The organism is Streptomyces sp. NPDC107471, from assembly GCF_055582845.1.
The window spans coordinates 14,128-32,481 of record NZ_JBVJPC010000009.1 but is presented as its reverse complement, the minus strand read 5'-3'; the positions used below and the strand labels follow the sequence as shown (position 1 = coordinate 32,481).

At 71.1% G+C, this 18,354-nt stretch carries 16 protein-coding genes; 5 read left to right on the top strand and 11 right to left on the bottom strand.

Annotated elements, in window-relative coordinates:
• The first annotated feature begins 5 nt into the window (after positions 1 to 5).
• Positions 6 to 407: a response regulator gene (locus ACZ66S_RS28285; RefSeq protein ID WP_469904368.1), complete on the top strand. Its 402-nt coding sequence runs from the start codon at positions 6 to 8 to the stop codon at positions 405 to 407.
• 77 nt (positions 408 to 484) lie between these two features.
• Here ACZ66S_RS28285 and ACZ66S_RS28280 read toward each other — a convergent pair whose 3' ends face one another.
• The 4 genes from ACZ66S_RS28280 to ctaC all read right to left on the bottom strand — a co-directional run bounded on the left by ACZ66S_RS28280 (position 485) and on the right by ctaC (position 4,972).
• A complete protein-coding gene (locus ACZ66S_RS28280) occupies positions 485 to 1,747 on the bottom strand; it encodes a L,D-transpeptidase (RefSeq protein ID WP_469904367.1) in 1,263 nt (420 codons plus the stop codon).
• A 131-nt stretch (positions 1,748 to 1,878) separates the two neighbouring features.
• Positions 1,879 to 2,277 carry a cytochrome c oxidase subunit 4 gene (locus ACZ66S_RS28275; protein WP_469904366.1) on the bottom strand — a complete coding sequence of 133 codons (399 nt, stop codon included), beginning with the start codon at positions 2,275 to 2,277 and terminating at the stop codon, positions 1,879 to 1,881.
• Complete coding sequence (gene ctaD, locus ACZ66S_RS28270) at positions 2,274 to 4,016, bottom strand: aa3-type cytochrome oxidase subunit I (RefSeq protein WP_125188267.1); 1,743 nt, start codon at positions 4,014 to 4,016, stop codon at positions 2,274 to 2,276. The genes ACZ66S_RS28275 and ctaD overlap by 4 nt, the downstream gene beginning before the upstream one ends.
• A complete protein-coding gene (ctaC, locus tag ACZ66S_RS28265; protein ID WP_469904365.1) occupies positions 4,013 to 4,972 on the bottom strand; it encodes an aa3-type cytochrome oxidase subunit II in 960 nt (319 codons plus the stop codon). Before ctaC ends, ctaD begins: the two co-directional genes overlap by 4 nt.
• A gap of 246 nt (positions 4,973 to 5,218) precedes the next feature.
• Between ctaC and ACZ66S_RS28260 the strand changes: the two genes are divergently transcribed.
• Complete coding sequence (locus ACZ66S_RS28260) at positions 5,219 to 6,580, top strand: aminotransferase class V-fold PLP-dependent enzyme (RefSeq protein ID WP_469904364.1); 1,362 nt, start codon at positions 5,219 to 5,221, stop codon at positions 6,578 to 6,580.
• A gap of 4 nt (positions 6,581 to 6,584) precedes the next feature.
• Here ACZ66S_RS28260 and ACZ66S_RS28255 read toward each other — a convergent pair whose 3' ends face one another.
• A complete protein-coding gene (locus ACZ66S_RS28255) occupies positions 6,585 to 7,559 on the bottom strand; it encodes a carbohydrate kinase family protein (protein ID WP_469904363.1) in 975 nt (324 codons plus the stop codon).
• A gap of 199 nt (positions 7,560 to 7,758) precedes the next feature.
• On the opposite strand from ACZ66S_RS28255, the gene ACZ66S_RS28250 reads away from it, so the two are divergent.
• A complete protein-coding gene (locus ACZ66S_RS28250; RefSeq protein ID WP_469904362.1) occupies positions 7,759 to 7,968 on the top strand; it encodes a hypothetical protein in 210 nt (69 codons plus the stop codon).
• 177 nt (positions 7,969 to 8,145) lie between these two features.
• On the top strand, positions 8,146 to 9,882 hold the full coding sequence (locus ACZ66S_RS28245; RefSeq protein ID WP_469904361.1) for a hypothetical protein: 1,737 nt from the start codon (positions 8,146 to 8,148) through the stop codon (positions 9,880 to 9,882).
• Between the two features lie 80 nt (positions 9,883 to 9,962).
• Here ACZ66S_RS28245 and ACZ66S_RS28240 read toward each other — a convergent pair whose 3' ends face one another.
• The gene (locus ACZ66S_RS28240; protein WP_356016021.1) at positions 9,963 to 10,319 is read right to left on the bottom strand and encodes an iron-sulfur cluster assembly accessory protein; all 357 of its coding nucleotides are present in this window, start codon (positions 10,317 to 10,319) and stop codon (positions 9,963 to 9,965) included.
• Positions 10,320 to 10,586: 267 nt separating this feature from the next.
• On the opposite strand from ACZ66S_RS28240, the gene nadA reads away from it, so the two are divergent.
• Positions 10,587 to 11,771 carry a quinolinate synthase NadA gene (gene nadA, locus ACZ66S_RS28235; RefSeq protein WP_469904360.1) on the top strand — a complete coding sequence of 395 codons (1,185 nt, stop codon included), beginning with the start codon at positions 10,587 to 10,589 and terminating at the stop codon, positions 11,769 to 11,771.
• An 18-nt stretch (positions 11,772 to 11,789) separates the two neighbouring features.
• Here the strand turns inward: nadA and ACZ66S_RS28230 are convergent, their stop codons facing one another.
• From ACZ66S_RS28230 to ACZ66S_RS28210, 5 genes are all read right to left on the bottom strand, one after another.
• A complete protein-coding gene (locus ACZ66S_RS28230; RefSeq protein WP_469904359.1) occupies positions 11,790 to 14,030 on the bottom strand; it encodes a protein kinase domain-containing protein in 2,241 nt (746 codons plus the stop codon).
• Between the two features lie 95 nt (positions 14,031 to 14,125).
• Complete coding sequence (locus ACZ66S_RS28225) at positions 14,126 to 15,277, bottom strand: RNA polymerase sigma factor (protein ID WP_469904358.1); 1,152 nt, start codon at positions 15,275 to 15,277, stop codon at positions 14,126 to 14,128.
• Entirely contained in the window at positions 15,264 to 15,689 is a 426-nt protein-coding gene (locus ACZ66S_RS28220; RefSeq protein ID WP_469904357.1) for a YciI family protein, read from the bottom strand. Before ACZ66S_RS28220 ends, ACZ66S_RS28225 begins: the two co-directional genes overlap by 14 nt.
• A gap of 125 nt (positions 15,690 to 15,814) precedes the next feature.
• The gene (locus ACZ66S_RS28215; protein ID WP_053848324.1) at positions 15,815 to 16,492 is read right to left on the bottom strand and encodes a response regulator; all 678 of its coding nucleotides are present in this window, start codon (positions 16,490 to 16,492) and stop codon (positions 15,815 to 15,817) included.
• Positions 16,489 to 17,721 (bottom strand): histidine kinase, encoded by a 1,233-nt coding sequence (locus ACZ66S_RS28210; protein WP_469904356.1) that lies wholly within the window; start codon positions 17,719 to 17,721, stop codon positions 16,489 to 16,491. The genes ACZ66S_RS28215 and ACZ66S_RS28210 overlap by 4 nt, the downstream gene beginning before the upstream one ends.
• Positions 17,722 to 18,354: the final 633 nt, after the last annotated feature.

Genomic DNA, 18,354 nt, shown 5'->3' with positions numbered 1-18,354 from the left:
GAACAATGCAGCCGACCGCCACGGTGCTGGTCTACAGCGACGATTCCAACACCCGCGAACAGGTGCGGCTCGCCGCCGGACGGCGACCGGCTCCGGACGTCCCGTTGGTCGAGTTCGTGGAGTGCGCCACGCCCGCCGCGGTGCTGAAGGAGCTGGACAAGGGCGGGATCGACGTCTGTGTGCTGGACGGGGAGGCCGTGCCGATGGGCGGCATGGGCCTGTGCCGGCAGATCAAGGACGAGGTGTTCGACTGCCCGCCGGTGCTGCTGCTGATCGGACGGCCGCAGGACGCGTGGCTGGCGACCTGGAGCCGGGCGGAGGGTGCGGTGACGCATCCGGTGGACCCGGTGGAGTTCGCCTCGGCGCTGGCCTCTTTGCTGCGGGACCGGAAGGCCTTGAGCGCCTAGGAGCTCGGGTTCTGCGGTCTGCGGGCGACTGCGGGTCCGCTGTGGCTGGTCGCGCAGTTCCCCGCGCCCCTGGGGAGTCACACTGCCGTCGGCCGTAGCCGTGCCGTCTGCTCGGCGCTCGGGGCGTCCGGGGTGCCCGCTACCAGTGCGCTGCCCTCGCGCCACTTCTTCCAGTCCAGGTTCCAGTCGCCGAAGCCGTTGCCGAACGGCTCCATGGTGTCGCCCTCCGAGTTGACCACCTGGACCACGTCGCCCTCGTGGACGGTCTCGAAGAACCACTCCGCGTTGGCCGTGCTCATGCCCGTGCAGCCGTGGCTGACGTTGGCGTAGCCCTGGGAGCCGACCGACCAGGGGGCGGCGTGGACGTACTCGCCGCTCCAGGTGACGCGGGTGGCGTAGTAGACCGGGAGGTCGTACGACTCCGAGGAGCCCTCGGCGATCCCGATGCTGGTACCGCGCATACGTACGAAGTACTCCTTGCCCAGCACGACCTTGACGCCGTTACGGGTGTCGAAGCCCGGCTTGCCGGTCGTGACCGGGAGCTCCTTGATGACCTCGCCGTTCTTGTAGACCGTCATCGAGTGCGACGAGGCGTCCGTCACGGCGATGATGCGGTCGCCGGTGGTCAGCTTCAGGGCCTTGCCCTTGCCGCCCCAGAGCCGGTCGCCGATCTTGATGCCCTCCAGGTCGCTGCGGACCTGGATCGTGGCGTGGGCGGGCCAGTACTCCTTGGGGCGGTAGTGGAGCTCCTTGTCGCCCACCCAGTGCCAGGCGCCCGGCACGGCGGGCGTGGAGTCCACTCTCAGGGCGCGCTCGACGACGGCCCGCTGGGCCTTGTCCTTGACGGGCCGGTCCAGCTTGGCGGTGACGGGCTGACCGACGCCGTACGTGCCCGCCTTGGGGCCGAACGTGACGTTCAGGCGCTTCTTGCCGAGGGGCTTGCTGGTGTCGACGTCGAGAACCCTGCGGCCCGGGGCGCCGTCCTCGTCCTCGGTGCTCACCCGGAGCGTGTAGTGGGCGTTCGCGGCCAGCGGGGAGGTGCTGCGCCACCGGGTGCCGTCGGCGGAGAGTTCGCCCGCCAGATGGCGGCCCGTGGCGTCCGTGGCCGTGACATCGGTGATGCGGCCGTCGTCGTCATCGGCGGTGACCTCGAGCGGCTTGTCGGGGTCGGCCTTCTTGCCGTCGCCCGTGGGCGCGTTGAAGGCGATCTGGTCCGCGGCGTCGTACGGCGTGGCCGCCAGCGGGTTCCCGTCGGACCCGCAGGCGGCGGCGCTCGCGCCGAGGGCGATCACCAGCAGCGTGCAGCCGACGACGGTGCGGGTACGCGGTGCGTGGTTCATGACTTCACGCTAGGAAGGCACGTCAAGAACGGCACGCCGGGTGACTCGTACGAGGGATACCGATTGCGGCAAACGCAGGAGCCCGGACGCTCCTGACGGAGTGTCCGGGCTCCTGACGAGCTCAGCTCGTGCTACTGGGTGCGGTTCTCACCGCGGTAGTACTCGAAGACCCAGCCGTACAGGCCGACCAGGATCACCGGCACCGAGAAGTACAGCAGCCACCAGCCGATCGCGACCGACAGGAAGGCGAGGGCACCGCCGACGCCCAGGGCGAGCGGCTGCCAACTGTGCGGGCTGAAGAACCCGACCTCGCCGGCGTCGTCCGCGACGTCGGCCTCCTTGTTGTCCTGCGCGCCGGCGTCCACCCGCTTGGCCGTGAAGCCCAGGTAGAAGCCGATCATGATGGACAGACCGAAGGCCAGGAAGAGCGCGGTGGTACCGGCCGGCTCCTTCGACCACACGCCATAGACGACCGCCATGGCGAGGATGAAGATGCTCAGCCAGAAGAACATCCGTCCCTGGATCTTCACTTCCCGGCCTCCTTGCCGCCGTTGCCGGCCAGAGCCTTCTCACCGTGACCGGCGTTCTCGAGCTGGTCGAGAGCGGCGATCTCCGGGTGGTGCAGGTCGAACGCCGGGGATTCGCTGCGGATCCGCGGCAGGGTGAGGAAGTTGTGGCGCGGCGGCGGGCAGGAGGTCGCCCACTCGAGGGAGCGGCCGTAGCCCCACGGGTCGTCGACGCCGACCGGCTTGCCGTACTTGGCCGTCTTCCACACGTTGTAGAGGAACGGCAGGATCGACAGGCCGAGCACGAAGGAGCTGATCGTCGAGATCGTGTTCAGGGCGGTGAAGCCGTCGGCCGCCAGGTAGTCGGCGTACCGGCGCGGCATGCCCTCGGCGCCCAGCCAGTGCTGGACCAGGAAGGTGCCGTGGAAGCCGATGAACAGCGTCCAGAACGTGATCTTGCCGAGGCGCTCGTCGAGCATCTTGCCGGTGAACTTCGGCCACCAGAAGTGGAAGCCGGAGAACATCGCGAAGACGACGGTGCCGAACACCACGTAGTGGAAGTGCGCCACCACGAAGTACGAGTCCGAGACGTGGAAGTCCATCGGGGGCGAGGCCAGGATGACACCGGTCAGACCACCGAAGGTGAAGGTGATCAGGAAGCCGGTGGCCCAGAGCATCGGGGTCTCGAAACTCAGGGACCCCTTCCACATCGTTCCGATCCAGTTGAAGAACTTCACGCCGGTCGGGACGGCGATGAGGAACGTCATGAAGGAGAAGAACGGCAGCAGCACACCGCCGGTGACGTACATGTGGTGGGCCCACACCGTCACGGACAGACCCGCGATCGCGATGGTCGCCGCGATCAGACCCATGTAGCCGAACATCGGCTTGCGGGAGAAGACCGGGATGACCTCGGAGATGATGCCGAAGAACGGCAGGGCGATGATGTACACCTCTGGGTGGCCGAAGAACCAGAAGAGGTGTTGCCAGAGCAACGCTCCGCCGTTCGCCGCGTCGAAGACGTGTGCCCCGAATTTCCGATCCGCCTCCAGCGCGAACAGCGCGGCGGCGAGGACGGGGAAGGCGAGCAGGACCAGCACCGCGGTCAGCAGCACGTTCCACACGAAGATCGGCATGCGGAACATGGTCATGCCCGGCGCGCGCATGCAGATGATCGTGGTGATGAAGTTGACCGCACCGAGGATCGTGCCGAAGCCGGAGAAGGCCAGGCCCATGATCCACAGGTCGGCGCCGACGCCCGGGCTGCGGACCGCGTCCGACAGCGGGGAGTAGGCGAACCAGCCGAAGTCGGCCGCGCCCTGCGGGGTGAGGAAGCCACCGACCGCGATCGTCGAGCCGAACAGGTAGAGCCAGTAGGCGAACATGTTCAGCCGCGGGAACGCCACGTCGGGCGCGCCGATCTGCAGCGGCATGATCCAGTTCGTGAAGCCGGCGAACAGCGGCGTCGCGAACATCAGCAGCATGATCGTGCCGTGCATCGTGAACGCCTGGTTGAACTGCTCGTTCGACATGATCTGCAGGCCCGGACGGGCCAGCTCGGCGCGCATGAAGAGCGCCATCACGCCGCCGATCAGGAAGAACGCGAACGACGTGACCAGGTACAGGGTCCCGATCGTCTTGTGGTCAGTGGTGGTGAGCCACTTGATGACCACGCTGCCGCGGTTCTGGCGCCGGACCGGCAGCTCGTCCGTGTAGTGGGACCCTGCTGCCGCGGCACCCTGGGGTTCGTTGAGGATGCTCACAGGTTCGTCGTCTCCCGGTCCTTCTCATGGGCGGTCTGCTCGATGCCCGCGGGAACGTAACCGGTCTGCCCCTTCTTCGCGAGGTCCTTGAGGTGCTGCTCGTAGCGCTCGGGGGAGACGACCTTCACGTTGAACAGCATCCGGGAGTGGTCGACGCCGCAGAGCTCGGCGCACTTGCCGAGGAAGGTGCCCTCCTTGTTGGGGGTCACCTCGAAGGCGTTGGTGTGGCCCGGGATGACGTCCTGCTTCATCAGGAACGGCACCACCCAGAAGGAGTGGATGACGTCACGCGAGGTGAGGACGAAGCGGACCGTCTTGCCCTTGGGGAGCCAGAGGGTCGGGCCGGGGTTGCCGGTCTGCGGGTTCCGCGTGGCGGGCGTCCCGAAGTCGTAGACACCGCCGGCGTTCGCCGGGAAGGCGTCCTTGAACCGGGTCGGAATCGCGTCCAGGTTCTTGTCCGTCTTCGCGTCACCCGTGGAACCCGCTACGGGCTCGATGTAGTTGAAGGCCCAGCTCCACTGGTAGCCGACGACGTTGATGGTGACGTCGGGCTGCTTCTTGAGGCTGAGCAGCTTCGACTCGTCGCGGGCCGTGAAGTAGAACAGGACCGAGACGATGACGAGCGGAACCACCGTGTACAGCGCCTCGATGGGCATGTTGTACCGGGTCTGCGGAGGTACCTCGACCTTGGTGCGGCTGCGCCGGTGGAAGATGGCGCTCCAGATGATCAGACCCCACACCAGCACGCCGACGGCGAGCGCGGCAGCCCAGGAGCCCTGCCACAGGGAGAGGATCCGCGGAGCCTCTGCCGTGGTCGGGGTGGGCATACCAAGGCGGGGGAAGTCCTTGTATGTGCAACCGGTGGCGGTCGCAAGGACCAGGCCCGCGGTCATTGCCTGGAGCAGCTTCCGCCGCATCGGGCGCCGCGGCGAGCGGTCGGAGCCGTTGGGACTCACGTAGCGCCTTCCCGAGAGTCTCGCCCGCGCGGATCGGCTGCGGCCTGGCCCTACTCGTGGTCGGTCGCCGCCCTGCGTCGGGCAGGGGTTTGGATGTTTATGCGGACCAAACCCTAGCCGACGCCCTCCGGGGGTTCAGCGGGAGGGGGGCCTAGTCACTCCGTGGCTTCGCTTGATTGGCGGCTGCGGGTGGTTTGTGGCTGATCGCGCAGTTCCCCGCGCCCCCAAGGAGGTTAGCGTTGCCGTGTGTCCTACTTCGACGCTGCTTCCGGTGCTCCCCTTCACCCCGTTGCCCGTCAGGCGCTGTTGGCCTCTCTGGATGAAGGGTGGGCCGATCCCTCTCGGTTGTACCGGGAAGGGCGACGGGCTCGGATGCTGCTGGACGCCGCCCGGCAGGCGGCCGCCGAGGCGGTGGGGTGTCGGGCCGACGAACTGACCTTCACCTCTTCCGGGACCCGGGCCGTGCACACCGGGGTCAGCGGGGTACTTGCCGGGCGGCGGCGCATCGGACGTCACCTGATCGTGTCAGCGGTGGAACATTCCTCCGTACTCCATTCGGCGGAGCCGTTCGACGTGACCGAGGTCCCGGTGGGTCGCACGGGGGCCGTCCGCCCGCAGGCGTACGTCGATGCCCTGCGGCCCGACACCGCGTTGGCGTGTCTCCAGTCGGCCAACCATGAGGTGGGGACCGTGCAGCCGGTGGCCGAGGTGGCCTCGGTGTGCCGGGAGGCCGGGGTGCCGTTGCTGGTGGACGCCGCGCAGTCGCTCGGGTGGGGGCCGGTCGAGGGCGAGTGGTCCCTGCTGACCGCCAGCGCGCACAAGTGGGGCGGCCCTTCGGGGGTGGGTCTGCTCGCTGTCCGGAAAGGTGTCCGGTTCTCGCCCCCGGGGCCGTCCGACGAGCGGGAGTCGGGGCGGGCGCCGGGCTTCGAGAACCTGCCGGCGATCGTCGCGGCGGCGGCCTCGCTGCGGGCGGTCCGGGCCGAGGCGGCCCAGGAGGCGGCGCGGCTGCGGGAACTGACGGCGCGGATCCGCGCGCGGGTGCCCCGGCTGGTGCCGGACGTGGACGTGGTCGGCGATCCCGAGCGGCGGCTGCCGGGGATCGTGACCTTCTCCTGTCTCTATGTCGACGGGGAGACTCTGCTGCACGAACTGGACCGGGCGGGTTTCTCCGTCTCGTCCGGGTCGTCCTGCACGAGCAGCACGCTGACGCCGAGCCATGTGCTGAAGGCGATGGGCGTGCTGAGTGAGGGGAATGTGCGGGTGTCGTTGCCGTTCGGAGCGGTCTCCGAGGAGGTCGACCGGTTCCTGGAAGTGCTGCCGGGGGCGGTGGCGGCGGTCCGGGAGAAGCTGGGCGCGCCCGCACCGGCGACCGCGGTCCACGAGGACTCCCTCGTCGTGGACGCGCTGGGCAAGCGGTGCCCGATCCCGGTCATCGAACTGGCGAAGGTGATCGGTGACGTGCCGGTGGGCGGGACCGTCCGGGTCCTCTCGGACGACGAGGCGGCCCGCCTGGACATCCCGGCGTGGTGCGAGATGCGGGAGCAGGAGTACGTGGGAGAGGAGCCGGCGGACCAGGGTTCCGCGTACGTGGTCCGCCGGGTCTCCTAGCGGGTCACTTGAGGTGGGTGCGGACCTCTTCGGCGGCCTCGTCGCCGTACGCCTTGGTGAACCGCTCCATGAAGTTGCCGCGGCGCAGCCGGTACTCCTGCGTCCCCACGGTCTCGATGACGAGCGTGGCGAGCATGCAGCCCACCTGGGCCGCCCGCTCCAGGGAGACGCCCCAGGCGAGCCCGGACAGGAAGCCGGCGCGGAAGGCGTCGCCGACGCCCGTGGGGTCGGCCTTGCGCTCCTCCTCCGCGCAGCCGACGACGATCGGCTCCTCGCCGACGCGGTCGATCCGCACGCCCTGCGCGCCGAGCGTGGTGACCCGGTGGCCCACCTTCGCGAGGATCTCCTCCTCGGACCAGCCCGTCTTGGACTCGATGAGCCCCTTCTCGTACTCGTTGGAGAAGAGGTAGGCGGCGCCGTCCAGGAGGATCCGGATCTCGTCGCCGTTCATCCGGGCGATCTGCTGGGAGAAGTCCGCGGCGAACGGGATGCCGCGGGACCGGCACTCCTCGGTGTGGCGGAGCATCGCCTCGGGGTCGTCGGCGCCGATGAGGACGAGGTCGAGGCCGTCCACGCGGTCGGCGACCGTCTTGAGCTCGATCTGGCGGGCCTCGCTCATCGCGCCCGTGTAGAAGGAGCCGATCTGGTTGTGGTCGGCGTCGGTGGTGCACACGAAGCGGGCGGTGTGCAGGGTCTCGGAGATCCGGACGGACGCGGTGTCGACGCCGTGCCGGTCCAGCCAGGCGCGGTACTCGTCGAAGTCGAAGCCCGCGGCGCCGACGAGCACCGGCTTCGTGCCGAGCTGGCCCATGCCGAAGGCGATGTTCGCGCCGACACCTCCCCTGCGCACGTCGAGGTTGTCGACCAGGAAGGAGAGCGAGACCGTGTGCAGTTGGTCCGCGACGAGCTGGTCGGCGAAGCGGCCGGGGAACGTCATGAGGTGGTCGGTGGCGATGGAGCCGGTGACTGCGATGCGCACGGCGAGGCTCTCCTGAGAAACGAAGGGGGGCGCGATAGCGCTCGTGGGAAGGGTGGTGGGAGACGCGAGGGCGTATTGACGGTTAACGCTATCGGGTCCGTACGGAGTACTGCGAGGCGACCGACGGCACGGTGAAGCAGGTGAAACTACCCGATAGTAGATCTTTCTTCGCGGGCCCCGGCGTGCATACGGTGCCGTCATGACGAACCTTGAGCTGTACGCCTCCGCCCCGGCCGACCTGGACGGGGACCTCGCCTCGCTGCGGGGTGACTGCGCCCGGATGGCTCCGCACTGGACGGTTCCCGACCGGATCGTCGCCGTACCGGTGTCTCCCTCGCTCATCCACGGTGTGACGGTTCCCGAGGGGTCCGCCCGGCTGCTGGAGGCGATGTCGGAGTACGGCGACTGAGTCACGCGGCCGGCCCACGGCGCGTGCGTCGGCGCGTTCGAGGGAACCGCGCGCTCCCCCGCTGCGTCCCATCGCCGTCCCCCGGAAAGGGGATGCGGGATACGACCCGTTCGCCGACCTTTTTGACAGGGTCGGGTCAGGGTCGAGGGACAGTTGCGCGGCAGAAGGAGCGATGCGGTGAACACCGAGCGACCCGACAACGACGACCCCGTCGAGGCCTCCGACGGGGACGGGAGCGCTGCGGAAACGAGCGCTGCGGAAGCGCACGGTGCCGGTGAGGCGAGTGCCGCGGAGGAGCGCGGTGCCGAGGTCTCCGGTACGGAAGGTTCCGGTGCCGAGGAAGGCTCGGGCGGGCACGCCGAGGGAGTCGCCGACGCCGACACGGACGACTCCCCGGGTCCCGCCGACGAAGCTGCCGATGCCGACGGCGGTGCTACGGCCCCGGACTCCGAGATCCCCCGGCACGAGGACGCCGACGCCCCCCGCCCGGCCCGGCACCGCTCCCCCGTCGCCGTCGCCGCCGTCGCCGCCGCCGTGCTGGTCGTCGGCGGCGGTGGGGCGTACCTCGCCACCAGCGCCTTCGGGGGGTCAGGCGACGGTACGACCTCGGGTGCGTCCGGTGACGCCACTCCGCCGCCGCTCGCGCTCGACGGCTACCGCGCGGGCGACGGGACCGGGAACGGGATCGCGCCGGGCGAGCCGAATCCGTACGGCGTGACCTACCGCGTCGACGGCAGCCTGCCGGAGGGGCCCGACTCGGCGCCCGTGTACCGGGCCCAGGGGCAGGTCACCGAGGGGGACGTGGCGCGGCTCGCCGAGGCGCTCGGGGTCGACGGGACGCCGGTGGCGCAGGGGCAGGTCTGGCGGGTCGGGGTCAAGGACGGTTCGGGGCCGACGCTCCAGGTGAACCGGCAGGCGCCGGGTGCGTGGACCTTCCAGCGCTACTCCCCCGTCATCGACGACTGCCGGAGCGCCACCGAGTGCGGGGCCCCCGGCGACGGCCGCCCGGTGAGCGAGGCGGCCGCGGAGAAGGCCGCCGCGCCGGTGCTGAAGGCGGTCGGCCAGGGCACCGCGCGACTCGACGCGAGCCAGGTCATGGGCGCCCTGCGGACCGTGAACGCCGACCCGGTCGTGGGCGGGCTGCCCACGGACGGCTGGGCGACCGGCGTCACCGTGAACGGCCAGGGCGAAGTGGTCGGCGGCACCGGCCAGTTGAAGGCGCCGGCCAAGGGCGACACGTATCCGGTGCTGAGCGCCGAGAAGACCCTGGGGCTGCTGAACAAGGTGCCCGTGGCCGACCACCGCATGGGCATCGGCGGCTGCGCCAGTCCCGTACCGCTGAAGGACCGGCTCGAGGCGCCCTGCGGGCAGTCGACGGCGAGCCCGGCGACGAGCACGCTCACCGTCGAGAAGGCGGAGTTCGGGCTGGCCTCGCACCTCGTGTCCGGGCACCAGGCGCTGGTGCCGTCCTGGCTGTTCGAGGTGCGGGCGACGGGCGCGAAGGACGCGTTCACGGTGACGTACCCGGCGGTCGACCCGCGGTACATCGCCTCGCCGGCGACCGCGACGCCGAGCACGCCCCCGCCCTCCGACCGGCCGACCTCCGCGCCGAAGACACGGGACGTCGAGGTGGACGGCTACACCGCCGAGGGCGACGAGCTGACCGTGAGCTTCACGGGCGGGGTGTGCGGGGACTACACGGCGACGGCGAGCGAGAGCGCGGACCGGGTGAAGGTCGCGGTGACCTACACGCCGTGGCCGGACAAGGTCTGCATCATGATCGCCAAGGAGACGCAGAGGACGGTGCCGCTCGACGCGCCCCTCGGTGCCCGCGAGGTCGTGGGCTCGGACGGCGAGCCGATCCCGCTGACGAAGGCGGGGGCGCGGCTGCCGGAGACCTCCGGGGCCCGGTAGCACCGAGGACGCACGAAGGCGGCGACCCCCTCGGAGGGGGCCGCCGCCTTCGTTCGCGTCGGACCGGTGCGGGCCGCGGGCTAGTTGAAGGAGTCGCCGCAGGCGCAGGAGCCGGTCGCGTTCGGGTTGTCGATCGTGAAACCCTGCTTCTCGATGGTGTCCACGAAGTCGATGGACGCGCCGCCCAGGTACGGGGCGCTCATGCGGTCGGTGACGACCTTGACGCCGCCGAAGTCCTTGACGACGTCGCCGTCGAGCGAGCGCTCGTCGAAGAAGAGCTGGTAACGCAGGCCGGAGCAGCCACCGGGCTGAACGGCGACGCGCAGGGCCAGGTCGTCACGGCCTTCCTGGTCGAGCAGGGCCTTGACCTTCGCCGCGGCGGCGTCGGACAGGATGATGCCGTCGGTGACGGTGCCGGTCTCGTCCGATACGGACATCTACATCTCTCCCGGGTTGTACGGAGACTGCTTGCCGACTGGTGCAACCGGCAAGGCCGCGGATTCATTCCGGGCCGGACGCCGGTTTTTTCCGGCGCCTTCTTCATGCTCGCACATGGGGCCGCGAGCGGAAAACGTCCTGCCGGGGCCCCGTGGGCCCGTTTTCGGGATTCACGTCACATCGACGCAATGACCATCGTCAAAGTGACGTGAACCGGGTTATGATAGATAACGTCAGTTCGACGAAAAGTAGAAAGGGTGCGTGTCGTGACCACCGCCCAGACCACGGAGCTCGACGTACAGCCGACTCCGCTCGCCCTGTTGCTGCTCGGCCGCGAGGCCGACCCGAAGAGCGAGCGGGGCGTCGAGTGTCCCGGCGATCTGCCCTCGCCGTCCGACCCGGACCTGGTCGAGCGCGCCCGCGCGGCCAAGGAGAAGCTCGGCGAGAAGGTGTTCGTCCTCGGCCACCACTACCAGCGTGACGAGGTCATCCAGTTCGCCGACGTCACGGGCGACTCCTTCAAGCTGGCCCGGGACGCGGCCGCGCGACCGGAGGCCGAGTACATCGTGTTCTGCGGTGTGCACTTCATGGCCGAGTCGGCGGACATCCTCACCTCCGACGACCAGAAGGTCGTACTGCCCGACCTCGCCGCCGGCTGCTCCATGGCCGACATGGCGACGGCCGAGCAGGTCGCCGAGTGCTGGGACGTCCTGACCGACGCCGGCATAGCCGAGCAGGTCGTGCCGGTGTCGTACATGAACTCCTCCGCGGACATCAAGGCGTTCACGGGCAGGCACGGCGGCCTGATCTGCACGTCGTCGAATGCGAAACGCGCCCTGGAGTGGGCCTTCGAGCAGGGTGAGAAGGTCCTCTTCCTGCCCGACCAGCACCTCGGCCGCAACACCGCGGTCCGCGACATGGGCATGTCCCTGGAGGACTGTGTCGTCTACAACCCGCACAAGCCGAACGGCGGCCTGACCGCCCAGCAACTGCGGGACGCCAAGATGATCCTGTGGCGCGGGCACTGCTCGGTGCACGGCCGCTTCTCGCTGGAGTCCGTGGAGGACGTCCGCGCCCGCATCCCCGGGGTGAACGTCCTTGTCCACCCCGAGTGCAAGCACGAGGTCGTGGCCGCGGCGGACTACGTCGGCTCGACGGAGTACATCATCAAGGCGCTGGAGGCGGCCCCGGCCGGCTCGAAGTGGGCCATCGGCACGGAGCTCAACCTCGTACGCCGTCTCGCCAACCGTTTCGCCCCCGAGGGCAAGGAGATCGTCTTCCTCGACAAGACGGTCTGCTTCTGCTCGACCATGAACCGCATCGACCTGCCCCACCTGGTCTGGACCCTGGAGTCCCTGGCCGAGGGCAAGCTCGTCAACCGGATCGAGGTCGACAAGGAGACCGAGACGTACGCGAAGCTGGCCCTGGAGCGGATGCTGGCACTGCCGTAGAACCCTGACCGCAAGCGCTCACCCCGACGCGGAGGTCCGCTCGGGGTGGGCGGGGTCGATCGTGAAGACGTCGCCGGCCGGTGTGGTGACGACCAGGGCCCCCTCGTTGAGCAGCACCTCGGACGGCAGATCGTTCTGGGCGTTCAGCCACTTGGCGCGCGGCAGGGTGTCCCACAGCAGCGTGCCCTTCCCGGCGTCCAGGGCCGCGACCCGGCCGCCGGCACTGGCCAGGTAGAGCACGTGGGCGCCCTGGACAGGGGTGACGCGGCCGGGCTGCTCCAGGCTTGTCGGGGTCTGCCAGAGCCGCTTTCCGGTGCGCACCGACACGGCGGTCACCCGGCCGGAGGTACCGGTGAACCACAACGTGCCGTCCGCCGCCGTCACCGTGCCCTCGAACTCCTCCGCCAGCTTCGTCGTCGTGGCGGCACCGGTGTCGGGGTCTACCAGCCGGATCCGGGAGAACGGTCCCTTCTCCTCCAGGCTCGGGTGACCGGCCTCGTCCTCGGCGCCCTCCAGATAGAGGAGGCGGCCGGCGTACGTCCCGACGAGCGTCGAGGACCTGGGCACCTTGAGGCGCCGTACCGAGCCGTCGGAGCGATCGAAGGCCAGGAGCAGGATCTCCTTGGCAGGCGTCATGCCGGGGACGCACTCCAGGTAGAGGCCCACGTTCGTGTACGCGGGGTCGCACTGCAACCCCGAGGGAAGCGGCGCGGTCCAGCGCTCGGCGCCGGTGCGCACCGCACGCGCGGTCAGCACCCCGCGGCCCATGTCAGGGACGAGCACCAGGTCGCCGGAGACATGGACATGGCTCGCCTGCGCGCCCGTCGTGCGGTGCCAGAGCCGTTTCCCCGTGGAGGTGTCGAGGGCGATGACCGAGATCACGAGGTTGCCGCCCTCGGGCTGGTACCGCTGCTCGACCAGCACGACGTCATCACTGACTCCGAGGAGCCGGAAGAAGTACGACCTCTTGATCCGCAGGGACGGCACGCCGTCGGCACGCCAGTCGACCCGCCCGGTGGCGCCGTCGAGGCGTACGGGCAGCACCGCGTCACCCGCGCAGTAGACGGCACCCTCGTACATCTGGCACTCCGGGCCGCTGTCGACCCCGCCCTCCAGCAGGGTGATCCCCTTCTTGAGACCCCGGTCGGCGGTGGCGTACACGGTCGTCTGCCAGGGCTTCCAGCCGCTGGGCAGCTCCGTGCGGCGAGCGGCGGCGCCCTCCGCGCGGACCGTGCCGCCCCCGCCGTCGTTCTCGGTCCGCCCGGGACCGCTCAGCAGGTACGCCGTCAGCCCGAGGGCCAGCGCACCGATCGCTGCGGTCGCCGCCCACAGCGGGCGCGGCCGGCGTCGGCGGCCGGGTGACGTGGCCGACCTCGGGTCGGGCGCCCCGGTGCCTGAGGGGTCCGGCAGGTCCCCGCGCGAGGTGACCGTCGGCGGGCCGTCGGGCTCCTCCTCGGGCAGCACCCGCGCCAACTCCCGGGCCACGTCGTCCAGTCCGGGCCGGTCCGCGGTCTCCTTGGCCAGACAGCTCAGCAGGACCGCCCGCAGCTCCTCCCCCACGCCGTCCAGGACGGGTTCGTCGTGCACCACCTGGTACGCCGTGAGATAGGGGCTGTCCGCGTCGAACGGGCCCCGGCCGGTGAGGGTGTACACCAGCAGCGCACCGAGCGCGAAGACGTCGGAGGCCGGGCCGACCGTGCGGGCGTCGGTGAGCTGCTCCGGGGACATGAAGGGCGGGGTGCCGATCATCTGGCCGGTCTCGGTCAGGGGGTTGTTCTCCGCCGCCCGCGAGATGCCGAAGTCGATGACACGGGGGCCGTCCTCGGCCATCAGGACGTTGGCCGGCTTGAGGTCGCGGTGCACCACCCCGGCCCGGTGGATGTCCCGCAGGGCCTCGACCAACCCCAGGGCCAGGCGCCGCAGTTGGCTCTCCCGCAGCGGGCCGCGCTCGGATATCCGGTCGGCGAGCGAGCGGCCCGGGACGTACTGGGTCGCCATCCACGGCCGGGCCGCCTCCGGGTCGGCGTCCACGACCGGTGCGGTGAAGGCACCACTCACCTTGCGGACAACCTCGATCTCCTGGCGGAAGCGGGTGCGGAAGACGGGATCCTCGGCGTACTGGGCGTGCACGACCTTCACCGCGACCTCGCGCCCGGAGCGGGACCTGCCCCGGTAGACGATGCCCATTCCCCCGGACCCGAGCCGGTCGACCAGTCTGTACCCGCCGACCGATTTCGGGTCGTCCTTGTGCAGCGGCACGTCCGCATCCCCTTCCCCCGTGCGGCAGTCCGAGGGCTCAGCATATGTAACGGGGGTGACCGGCCCGCTTGCCGGGAAGGGCCCGGACCGTCCCGTCAGTGCCGCCCGCCTGCGTTCAGCCGGGCCGCCTGGCGGGTCAGGTAGTCGCGTTCGGGGAGGTTGGGGGCCTTGTGGGCGGCCTCGGCGTACAGGCGGGCCGCGGTCGTCAGGTCGCCGGCGCGTTCGTGGAGATAGGCGGCGGCCGCGGCGTGGCGGGGCAGTGACTCGTCGACCGCGGCCAGCGCGGCCAGGCCCGCGCGGGGGCCGTCGGCCTCGCCCACGGCGACCGCCCGGTTGAGGCGGACGACGGGACTGTCGGTGAGGCGGGCCAGTTCGTCGTACCACTCGACGATCTGCACCCAGTCGGTCTCCTCGGCGGTGGGGGCGTCGGCGTGCAGGGCCGCGACGGCCGCCTGGGCCTGGAACTCGCCCAGCCGGTCGCGGGCGAGGGCGCCCTGGAGGATCCGCACGCCCTCGGCGATCGCCGCGGTGTCCCAGCGGCTCCGGTCCTGTTCGGCGAGCGGCACCAGACTGCCGTCGGGGGCGGTGCGGGAGGCGTGGCGGGCGTGGTGGAGCAGCATCAGGGCGAGCAGCCCGGCGACCTCGGGGTGGTCGATGACGGCGGCGAGCTGCCGGGTGAGCCGGACGGCCTCGGCGGCGAGGTCGACATCGCCGGAGTAGCCCTCGTTGAAGACGAGGTAGAGGACACGCAGCACGGTGGCGACGTCGCCGGGCTGGTCGAAGCGGACGCCGGAGACGGTGCGCTTGGCCCGGCTGATGCGCTGCGCCATGGTCGCCTCGGGCACGAGGTAGGCCCGGGCGATCTGGCGGGTGGTGAGTCCGCCGACCGCGCGCAGGGTGAGGGCGACGGCGGAGGACGGGGTGAGCGAGGGGTGAGCGCACAGGAAGTAGAGCTGGAGCGTGTCGTCCCTGCCGGACGCGGGCCCGGGCACCGGTTCCTCCTCGACGCGCTCCTCGCGCCGGCGGCGGGCGGTGTCCGAGCGGGTCGCGTCGAGGAACTTGCGCCAGGCCACGGTGACCAGCCAGCCCTTCGCGTCCCGCGGCGGGTCGTCCGGCCAGACCCGGACCGCCTCGACCAGCGCGTCCTGGACGGCGTCCTCGGCCGCCGCGAAGTCTGCTCCGCGGCGGACGAGGACGGTCAGCACCCCCGGCGTGAGGCGTCTGAGGAGCGCCTCATCCACCGGCATGGCACTCGTCCGTGGCGGTCGGCGACGCCGCGTAGAACGGGCGCAGCTCCAGCCACTCGTGGATCGGCTTCCCGCCGGCGCCGGGGGCGGCCGACAGTTCCCCGGCCAGTTCGAGGGCGCGCTCGTAGGTGTCGACGTCGATCACCATCCAGCCGGCGATGAGGTCCTTGGTCTCGGCGAACGGCCCGTCGGTGACCGGCGGGCGCCCCTCGCCGTCGTACCGCACCCACGTCCCCTCGGGGGCGAGCGCCTGCCCGTCGACGTACTCCCCGGTCTGCACCAGCCGGTCCGCGAAGTCCCGCATGTACCGCACGTGTGCGGAGATCTCCTCCGGCGTCCACTGCTCCATGGGCACGTCGTTGGCCGGAGCGGGAGCGCCGCGGTAGTGCTTGAGCAGCAGGTACTTGGCCATGATGTCTCCTGGGGTTCCGGTGCGACCCATTCTGGCCGCTCTCACCCCAGGGACGGAGCGGGGCGCGGGTTCTCGACATCGCCCGGAGAATTTTTCTCCACGGCCCTCTCCGCGCCCTTCCGGGCTCACTCCGCCCGCGGACGGACCAGCCCCGACTCGTACGCGATCACCACGAGTTGGGCCCGGTCGCGGGCGCCGAGCTTGGCCATGGCCCGGTTGACGTGGGTCTTGACGGTGAGCGGGCTGACCTCCAGGCGCTCGGCGATCTCGTCGTTGGAGTGGCCGCCGGCGACCTGCACGAGGACCTCGCGCTCGCGGACGGTGAGGGCGGCGAGGCGTTCGGAGCGCACCGGGTCGTTGTCGTCCGCGTCGCCCTGGGCGAGGAAACGGGCGATCAGGCCCTTCGTGGCGGCCGGGGACAGCAGGGCCTCGCCGCCGGCGGCGACCCGGATGGCGCTGAGGAGTTCCTCGGGTTCGCTGCCCTTGCCGAGGAAGCCGGAGGCCCCGGCGCGCAGGGACTGCACGACGTAGTCGTCGACCTCGAAGGTGGTCAGGATGACCACGCGGACATGGGCGAGGGAGGGGTCCTCGCTGATCATGCGGGTGGCCGCGAGTCCGTCCGTGCCGGGCATCCGGATGTCCATGAGGACGACGTCGGCGCGCTCCTGCCTGGTCAGTCGGACGGCCTCGGCGCCGTCGGAGGCCTCCCCGACCACCTCCATGTCCGGCTCCGAGTCGACGAGCACACGGAAGGCGCTGCGCAGCAGTGCCTGGTCGTCGGCGAGCAGGACACGGATCGTCATACGGGCTCCCCCGGTTGGTCCCTCGCTGCGGTGCGGGTCTTGACCGGCAGGATCGCATGGACGCGGAAGCCGCCTCCGTAGCGGGGGCCGGTGGTGAGGGTGCCGCGCACGGCGGTGACGCGCTCGCGCATGCCGAGCAGGCCGTGGCCGCCGCCGTTGTCCGGGTCGTCGTCGCTGCCGGCGCCGTTGTCGAGGACCGTGATCTCCACGTTCGGGCCGACGCGTACGACGCTGACCTCGGCCTTCGCCGCCGTACCGGCGTGCTTCTGGACGTTCGTGAGGGCTTCCTGGATGACCCGGTAGGCGGCCAGGTCCACGGCGGCGGGCAGCGTGGTGCCGTGGTCGGCGCGGGCGACCTCGACGTGGAGGCCCGCGCTGCGGTAGGTGCCGACGAGTTCGTCGAGGCGGGCCAGGCCGGGGGCGGGTTCGGTGGGGGCCTCGGGGTCGCCGGACTGCCGCAGCAGGCCGACGGTGGCCCGGAGTTCGTTGAGGGCGGAGCGGCTGGCCTCGCGGACGTGGGCGAGGGCCTCCTTCGCCTGGTCGGGGCGCTTGTCCATGACGTGCGCGGCGACTCCGGCCTGGACGTTGACCAGGGCGATGTGGTGTGCGACGACGTCGTGCAGGTCGCGGGCGATGCGCAGGCGTTCCTCGGCGACCCGTCGCCGGGCCTCCTCCTCACGGGTCCGTTCGGCCTTCTCGGCGCGCTCCCTTATGGCCTGGACGAAGGCGCGGCGGCTGCGGACGGCGTCGCCGGCGGTGGCGCCGATGCCGGTCCAGGCGAAGATGCCGAGGTTCTCCTGGGCGTACCAGGGCAGGGGGCCTGCGAGCATCGCGGCGCCGGTGAGCACGGTCATGGTGAGCAGGCCGACCCGCCAGGTGGTGGGGCGGTCGGTGGCGGAGGCGACCGTGTAGAGGGCGATCACGGCGGCCATGGCTACGGGGGCGCGGGGGTCACCGGTGACGCACTCGATGATCGCGGCGGCCCCGGTGAGGGCGAGGACGGTGAGCGGGGCGCGGCGGCGGAAGACCAGGGCGAGGGCGGCGAGGCCCATGAGGACCAGGCTGAGCGGCTCAGGGGTGCGGATGCTCCAACTGACGGCGTCCTTGTCATGGGGCTGGACGAAGGAACCGGCCACCATGCAGGCGAGGACGCCCGCCGCGAGGACGGCGTCCAGGGCCAGCGGGTGCGCTTTGAGATGGTGCCGGGCGCGGTCCAGTGGGCGGCTCACGCTTGAACAGTACGGGGGCCCTGCCGGGGACGGAACGGAGGCCACCTGTATGTCTCCGGGCTCGCGTCCCCGGGCCGAGGTGACCGCTCCGGTGCCTGCCGGGTCCTCGGAGGCGGGTCGGGGCGGGGGGACGGGCTGAGGAGTGGTGTCCCCGGGGCACGGAGGGGGGCTCCGCCGAGGCCGGCGAAGCAGAGGGGTGCGGGCCCCGGTCGGCGGGCGAGCCGCCATGGGCCACCGGGCCCGGTGGGACCGTGCTGGAAGGGAGTCCCCGGGGCACGGTGGGGGCTCCGCCGAGGCCGGAAAAGACGAGCGGTACGGGCCCCGCCCGGCGTGGGCACCGCCGACGCCGGTGAAGCCGAGTGGTACGGGCCCCGGCTGGCGGCCGAGCCGCCATGAACGACCGGGCCCAGCGGGACCGCGCTGGAAGCGAAATCCCCGGGGCACGGCGGTGGGCTCCGCCGAGACCGGCAAAGGCGAGCGGTACGGGCCACGCCCGACGCCGGCCGAGGCGAGAGGTGCGAGCCCTGCCCGACGGGCGAGCCGCCTTAACGACCGGGCCCGGCGGAACCGCGCTGGAGCGCAGCCCCCAGGGCACGGCGGTGGGCTCCGCTGACGCCGGTGAAGCCGAGCGGT